The following is a 6,975-nucleotide window of genomic DNA, read 5'->3' on the forward strand; positions in this document are numbered from 1 at the left end:
GGGCCGGGCTTGGGCGCGCCGGGTCAGAGCTTGGGCGGCTCCACGTCGGCGCCGGGAGAGTCAGCGCCCTTGGCCGATTCCACGGCGTGCCCGCCGAACTGGTTGCGCAGCGCCGCGACGACCTTCATCGCGGGCGAGTCCTGCTGGCGGGAGGCGAAGCGCGCGTAGAGCGAGGCCGTGATCGCCGGGAGCGGGACGGCGTGATCCACAGCGGCCTGAACGGTCCAGCGCCCCTCGCCGGAGTCGTTGGCGTATCCACGGAGGCCTTCAAGCTGTGGATCCTCGGCCAGCGAGCGGTTCATGAGGTCCAGCAGCCAGGAACGGATGACCGTGCCCTCCTGCCAGCTGCGGAACGTCTCCGGCACGTTGGTCACGATGTCGCTGGCCTCGATCAGCTCGTAGCCCTCGCCGAAGGCCTGCATCATCGCGTACTCGATGCCGTTGTGGACCATCTTGACGAAGTGGCCGGCGCCGATCGTCCCGGCGTGCACGAAGCCGAACTCGCCCTCGGGCTTCAGCGTCTCGAAGATCGGCATGAGGCGCTTCACGTTGGCGTCGTCGCCGCCGACCATGAGGGCGTAGCCGTTCTGCAGACCCCAGACACCACCGCTGACGCCGCAGTCGACGAAGTTGATGTCCTTGGCCGCGAGCTCTTCGCCGTGTTTCTGGTCGTCCACATAGTGTGAATTACCGCCGTCGATGACGACGTCCCCAGGCTGGAGCAGCTTCCCCAACTGGTCGACGGTGTCCTGGGTCGGCTTGCCCGCAGGGACCATCACCCAGACCGCCCTCGGCGGGGACAGCCGCTCGACCAGCTCTTCCAGCGAACCCACGTCGCTGATGTCGGGGTTCCGGTCGTACCCCACGATCGTGTGGCCACCGCGGCGCAGACGTTCGGCCATGTTGCCGCCCATCTTGCCGAGGCCGATCATGCCCAGCTCCATGCTTACTCCACTCCCCTGTGCATAACTCTGCCTAGCCCTGCCCGAAATTCTGCCTGCCTGCCACGTACATGCGTCCTTGCGAACGTATGTCGCGTATTGCCCGTAAGTCCGCGTACCCGCAGAGACAGCCCCCAGACCTATCGGCCTGCGACCTGTCCACAGCCTGCGGATTCTGCGGGTGCGCCGAGGCTCCAAGTCCGCAAAGGCGCGAGCCCAGAGCGTTCGGCCGAGCCCTGGCCCGAATCCACTGGTCTCGCGGATGTACGAGCCTTCCACCAGCCGTCGACCATCGGCCGCTGGCCGCCTGGAGCGCAGGCCGCCTGCGTCGGCCGCCTGATGCGCAGACCAACAGCCAGCCGACCGCCAGTTACCCGCCGGGTGCCCGCAGGTCGCTCGCCAACCGACCGCTGGCCAACCTGGCCGACCGGCGGGCGAGCGCTGGCCAACCTGATCGACCGGCGGCCGAGCGCTGGCCCACGACCAGCCGACCTGGCCAACCGCCGGACGGGCGCCAGCCGACCTGGCCAACTGGTGGGCGAGTGCCGGTCGACCCGCGTGCCGCCGAGTTGGTCCGTGCATGGGATCGGCGGCCTGCGGGTTACCCACAGGCTGTTGATCTGTGCGGCGGCCCGCCTCAACCTCAGGTGTGTCCCAGAACAGATCCTTATCCGGACAAGCGCACCGGCATGATCAGGTAACGGTAGTTGGGGTTGACGCCCTCTTCCGGCGGCTTGCCGGTGAGGACGGCGGGCTTGGTCGGCGTGGTGAACGAGAGCCGCGCGATGTCGGACCCGATGTTCGACAGACCGTCCAGCAGGAAGCCCGGGTTGAAGGCGATGTCGATGTCATCGCCCTCCAGCGTCGCCTCCAGCGTCGCCTCCAGGGCCTCGACGGCCTGGGCCTCGTCACCGGTCCCGGCCTCCAGGACGACCTCTCCCTGGCTGAACGAGAGCCGTACGGGGGTGTTGCGCTCGGCGACCAGCGAGACGCGCTTGACGGCCTCGATGAACGGGCCGGTCTGGATCTCGGCGAGACCCGCGTACTCACTGGGCAGCAGCGACCGGTACTTGACGAAGTCGCCGTCCAGCAGCCGCGACGTCGTCCGGCGGCCGCCGCCCTCGAAGCCGATCATGCCCTCGCCGGTGCCCCCCGTGCCGGCGAGGGCGATCGAGACCTCCGCGCCCGAGGTGAGCGACTTGGCGGTGTCGGCGAGGGTCTTGGCGGGCACGAGGGCAACCGCGGAGAAGTCCGGGCGTTCGGGCTTCCAGTGCAGCTCGCGTACGGCGAGCCGGTAGCGGTCGGTGGCCGCGAGGGTGACGGTCTCGCCCTCGATCTCCACACGTACACCGGTGAGCATGGGGATGGTGTCGTCACGACCGGCGGCGACGGCGACCTGGTTGACGGCGGCGGCGAACTCGTCGCTGCCCACCGACCCGGCGGCCGGCGGCATCTCCGGCAGCGTCGGATAGTCCTCCACAGGCATGGTGAGGAGTGTGAACTTCGCGCTGCCACAGCGGAGCATCACCTTCGCCCCGTCCGTGGTCACCTCCACAGGGTGGGGAGGCAGGCTGCGCGAGATCTCAGCGAGAAGGCGGCCGGAGACCAGCGCCGTTCCCGCGTCCTCCACGTCGATGTCGGTGGACACCTGCGCTGAGACCTCGTAGTCGAACGCGGACAGCTTGAGCCGGTCGCCCTCGGCGACGAGGTGCATGCCGGCCAGCACGGGCACGGGCGGCCGGACCGGAAGCGTTCGTGCCGTCCAGGCCACGGCTTCGGCCAGCGCGTCTCTGTCGATGCGGAACTTCAAGGGGACCCGCCTCCTGCAGGTTTCGGACTAAGGGTGAGGTGGAAGAGCTCAGGTGACGCACCCGGGGCGCTTGATCCCCAGGCCCTAGTTTGAGTTGAACTTTTTCTTGAATAGATAAGAGAGGTAGTACTCGTCATAGGGGCCGTGGAAAGTGTGGACATCATGAGTTCTCCCAGGTGAGAGCTCGAATCTCTGTCCACTGCGGCTGTGCACCGCTGGTGGATCGCCGAGCGTCGCCTGAGGACGACCAAATAGTCCCCACACGCCGTCCTCATGTCATCCCCCGGTTGTCCACGAGTTCTCCGCAGGTCGGCACGGCCTCCCGAGGTCCGTCCGGGCCGGATACGGCGGGCGGCGGGCTCGTCCCCAGGACGTCCCCAGGGATTCCCCAAGTCGTCCACGGGTTCGTCCCCATGACGCGCGGCGGGTGTCCCCAACCGGTCCCCATCCCATCCACGAATTGTCCTCAGGTTCTCCGCAGGTTGTCCCCCGGCTTTTCCACCGGGATCCCCAGAGTTTTCCCCAACCTGTGGGAGTCGTTGTGCCGTACGAAGTCTTTCGCACCTGTCCCCGGAGGCGCCTGCCGCGGTCCCTGCTGCGGTCTCCGCCGGGGGCGGTGGCGGCCGGCGGCGCGGCGGGTCAGCGTTTGCGCGCCTGATGCTTGATCCGTCCGGTCAGCTCTGTGACCTGGTTGTAGATGGCGCGACGCTCGGCCATCAGTGAACGGATCTTGCGTTCGGCGTGCATGACCGTGGTGTGGTCGCGGCCGCCGAACTGCTGCCCGATTTTGGGGAGTGAGAGCTCGGTGAGCTCGCGGCAGAGGTACATCGCGATCTGCCGGGCGGTGACCAGCATGCGCGAACGCGACGGTCCACAGAGGTCCTCGATCGTCGTCCCGAAGTACTCCACAGTCTGAGCCATGATCATCGCTGCGGTGATCTCCGGCCCGGAGTCGTTGGGGATGAGATCCTTGAGCACGATCTCGGCCAGCTTCATGTCCACCGACTGGCGGTTGAGGCTGGCGAACGCGGTCACCCGGATCAGCGCGCCCTCGAGTTCGCGGATGTTGGTCGCGATCTGCGAGGCGATGAACTCCAGCACGTCCGGTGGCGCGGCGAGGCCCTCCTGCCGTGCCTTCTTCTGGAGGATCGCGATCCGGGTCTCGAGTTCGGGCGGCTGGACGTCGGTGGTCAGTCCCCACTCGAACCTGTTGCGCAGCCGATCCTCCAGCGTCACCAGTTCTTTAGGCGGCCGATCACTGGAGATCACGATCTGCTTGCTCGCGTTGTGGAGGGTGTTGAACGTGTGGAAGAACTCCTCCTGCGTCTGTTCCTTGCCTTCGAGGAACTGGATGTCGTCGACGAGGAGGATGTCCACATCCCGGTAGCGCCGGCGGAAGCCGTCGGCCTTGCCGTCGCGGATCGAGTTGATGAAGTCGTTGGTGAACTCCTCGGAGCTCACGTATCTAACGCGGGCTCCGTTGAAGAGACTCTGCGCGTAGTGGCCGATGGCGTGCAGCAAGTGCGTCTTGCCGAGGCCAGAGTCTCCATAGATGAACAGCGGGTTGTACGCCTTGGCCGGCTGTTCGGCGACGGCGACGGCGGCCGCGTGCGCGAACCGGTTGGACGAGCCGATGACGAACGTCTCGAACGTGTACTTCGGATTCAGCCGCGCGTGCTCGGCCCCGCCGCCGCTCGCACCGGCGCCGCCGCCCGCAGACGTTCCCTGGCCACCGCCGGACATACCGCCGGGACCGCCGGGACCGCCGGGACCACCCGGACCGCTGGGGCCACCTAGGCCGCCCTGGCCAGAGCGGTCGCCCTGCCCTACTAGACCACCCTGCCCGGGCCCGCCGCCCGAGCCCGGCATCCCGCCGGAGCCTGGCATCCCGCCTGGGCCACCACGAGGCTCACCCTGGCCGGGGATGGACGATTCCTCATCCCGGAGGGCCTCGTCGGTGCGGTACGAGTCGTCCGGCTGGAACGCGTCGGCCTGGTACGGGTCGTTGGTGTAGGGGGCGCCGTTCCCGTAGGCGCCCTCGGTCTCGCGGCCGCGATGCCGGGGGCCACGGTGAGCTTCGCCACTGTGCTGTGGTTCGCCACCACGGTTCGGAGGCTCGGCAGGCCGGCCTGGCTGAGGCGCACCGAGGGTGCGGTCGTTCAGATGGGACGGCGCGTGCCTGCCGCCCGGCATGTTGGTGTGTGAGCCCGCCTGGTGTCCGGGGAGTTCCCCACCGTGGCGGTACGAATCAGAGCCGCCGCCGCCCATGCCGGGACCGCCACGCAGCCCGGGTTCGCCGAGCCCGTTGTGCCCTGGGGTCTGCCCGCCGCGCCCTTCCTGGCCGCCGGGACCACCGCGCCCGTCCGAGCCACCAGATCCGCCGGGACCTCCGGGGCCTCCGCGCCGTTCCGCGCTCCCCGGCCCTCCGGGTCCCCCGGATTCGCCGGGTCCTTCAGGTCTGCCTGAACCACCCTGACCGCTACCCCTCCCGCGTCCGGGGAAGCCGCCGCCTTGCTGGGGGCCACGCCCGTCGAACGGAGCTGGGCCTCGATTGCCGGGGCCGCCGCCGTACGCGGGCGGACGCGGCGCGGCGCCCGGGTAACCGCCAGAGTGTTCGTTGTCACGCTGCGGCCATCCACGGTCCTCATCCTGCGGTGGATAACCACCGCTTCCAGTGGATGAGTTGTGGACAACTCCCGGCTGGGACGAGCCGTATCCCTGGTCTCCGTAGGGCCGTTCACCGAACTGCTCGGTGTAACCCTGGTCACCATAGGGCGGCTGCTGATCGCCGTATGCCTCCTGATCGCCGTACGGCTGCTGCTGGTCCCCGTAGGAGGATTGATCTCCGAAGGATTGGCCGCCGTATGAACGGTCCTCGTAGGACTCGCCGTAGCCCTGCTCCGCGTACGGACGTTCGCCATAAGAAGAAGGTGCGGCGGACTCAGGTCCGCGTGAGTCGGCCTCGGCGGCCTCAGGGTGAACGGTGACAGCGACACGGATCTCACGGCCCAGCTCATGGGAAAGGGCCTGCGTGATCAGGGTGCGGAGCCGGGTTTCCAGGGCGTCCTTGGCGAACTCGTTCGGCGCCGCAAGGAGCGCGGTGCCCTCCACAAGAGCCAAGGGGCGGACCATCGGCAGCCAGGCGCGGTAGCTCGGCGGGAGTTCGCCTTCGGTGAGGGCAGTGAGGGTGCGGGCCCAGACCGACGCGAGATCCTGACTATCCATGCGCAAGGTCCCTCCCAAAACTCCCCGTCAACCGAGGCACCCCGGTTGCCCTGCATCACCACGGGCACGACCAGTCTCAACAAGCTCAGCCCCGCCGCGGAAGGCTTACTCTCTCACGAGTTGTCCACAGAGTTGTCCACACGCTGTGTATGAGCATCGGATGCCTGTGCAAAAGTCCACAGCGAAGAGGCCAGGGTAGGTGATCTCAAGGGGACTCGCGTAGCTCATGCCAAGTCCCAGGAGGAGAAGAAAGCCGGTTGAAGGGATGTGGAAGTCCACCAGCTCGCCGGGAGACCTTAGCGCTGTGCGGCGCCCCCTCGCAACAGACTCCATCAACCCCAACTCGCCTCACGCGAGCCACCCCGGCCCCAGCCACCCGGCCCAGCCACCCAGGCCCAGGCGCGCAGGCTCAGCAACGCAGGCCCGGGCACACGGGTCCAGCCACGCAGGTCCAGCCGCGCAGGTCCGGGCGCAGGTCCATCCACCTTCATGAGAAAGCCGTAGGGCAGCGAGGGCGAGTGGCTCAGACAAGGAGTTCGGGCGGGTATCCTGGGCACTCCGAGTCGGTGCTCTCCGTTTGACCTAATGGGCGACTAGCCCGTAACGTTCTGAGGTCGAGTCGCATCGACGGAGATGACGCGTGCCCGCTGTCTTGCCCCGCCAGGGAAAGCCGGATGGGCCCCCGCTGCGAGGGACCAGACGCGGCCCTCGATGCGAATTTTCGCGCCTGAAGAACCAAATCGACCGCAGCACTGGAGCCTCGAGTGAGCAAGCGTACTTTCCAGCCGAACAACCGTCGTCGCCACAAGAAGCACGGCTTCCGGCTGCGCATGCGCACGCGCGCCGGTCGCGCCGTCCTTTCCTCGCGGCGCGGCAAGGGTCGCTCCCGCATCGCGGTCTGACCCTCCCTTCGCATGCTGCCGTCCGGACACCGGATGCGGCGGCGGGACGAGTTCACGTTGGCCGTCCCGCGCGGGCGCCGCGCCCGACGGCCCACAG

General features: G+C 68.1%; 3 protein-coding genes and 2 pseudogenes. 1 reads left to right on the forward strand and 4 read right to left on the reverse strand.

Translation table 11 applies throughout. From position 1 onward, the window contains the following. Window positions 1-23: 23 nt before the first annotated feature. From gnd to ACH34W_RS23505, 4 genes and pseudogenes are all read right to left on the reverse strand, one after another. Window positions 24-1,523 (reverse strand): phosphogluconate dehydrogenase (NAD(+)-dependent, decarboxylating), encoded by a 1,500-nt coding sequence (gene gnd, locus ACH34W_RS23490; protein WP_395963139.1) that lies wholly within the window; start codon window positions 1,521-1,523, stop codon window positions 24-26. 85 nt (window positions 1,524-1,608) lie between these two features. Continuing rightward, on the reverse strand, window positions 1,609-2,751 hold the full coding sequence (gene dnaN, locus ACH34W_RS23495) for a DNA polymerase III subunit beta (protein WP_395963124.1): 1,143 nt from the start codon (window positions 2,749-2,751) through the stop codon (window positions 1,609-1,611). 639 nt (window positions 2,752-3,390) lie between these two features. Beyond that, window positions 3,391-4,890, reverse strand: a pseudogene (gene dnaA / locus ACH34W_RS23500) (chromosomal replication initiator protein DnaA); the annotation flags it as partial. Window positions 4,891-5,781: 891 nt separating this feature from the next. Beyond that, window positions 5,782-5,976: pseudogene (locus tag ACH34W_RS23505) on the reverse strand (DnaA N-terminal domain-containing protein); the annotation flags it as partial. A gap of 764 nt (window positions 5,977-6,740) precedes the next feature. Between ACH34W_RS23505 and rpmH the strand changes: the two are divergent. Next, entirely contained in the window at window positions 6,741-6,878 is a 138-nt protein-coding gene (gene rpmH / locus ACH34W_RS23510) for a 50S ribosomal protein L34 (RefSeq protein WP_395963125.1), read from the forward strand. Window positions 6,879-6,975 lie beyond the last annotated feature (97 nt).

This window comes from Actinomadura sp. 6N118, assembly GCF_044326415.1.
Classification (GTDB): domain Bacteria; phylum Actinomycetota; class Actinomycetes; order Streptosporangiales; family Streptosporangiaceae; genus Spirillospora.

Excerpts from the sequence above, each read along its gene's own strand:
- gnd (WP_395963139.1), bottom strand. The coding sequence starts at position 1,523 with ATGCACGGACCAACTCGGCGGCACGCGGGTCGACCGGCACTCGCCCAC.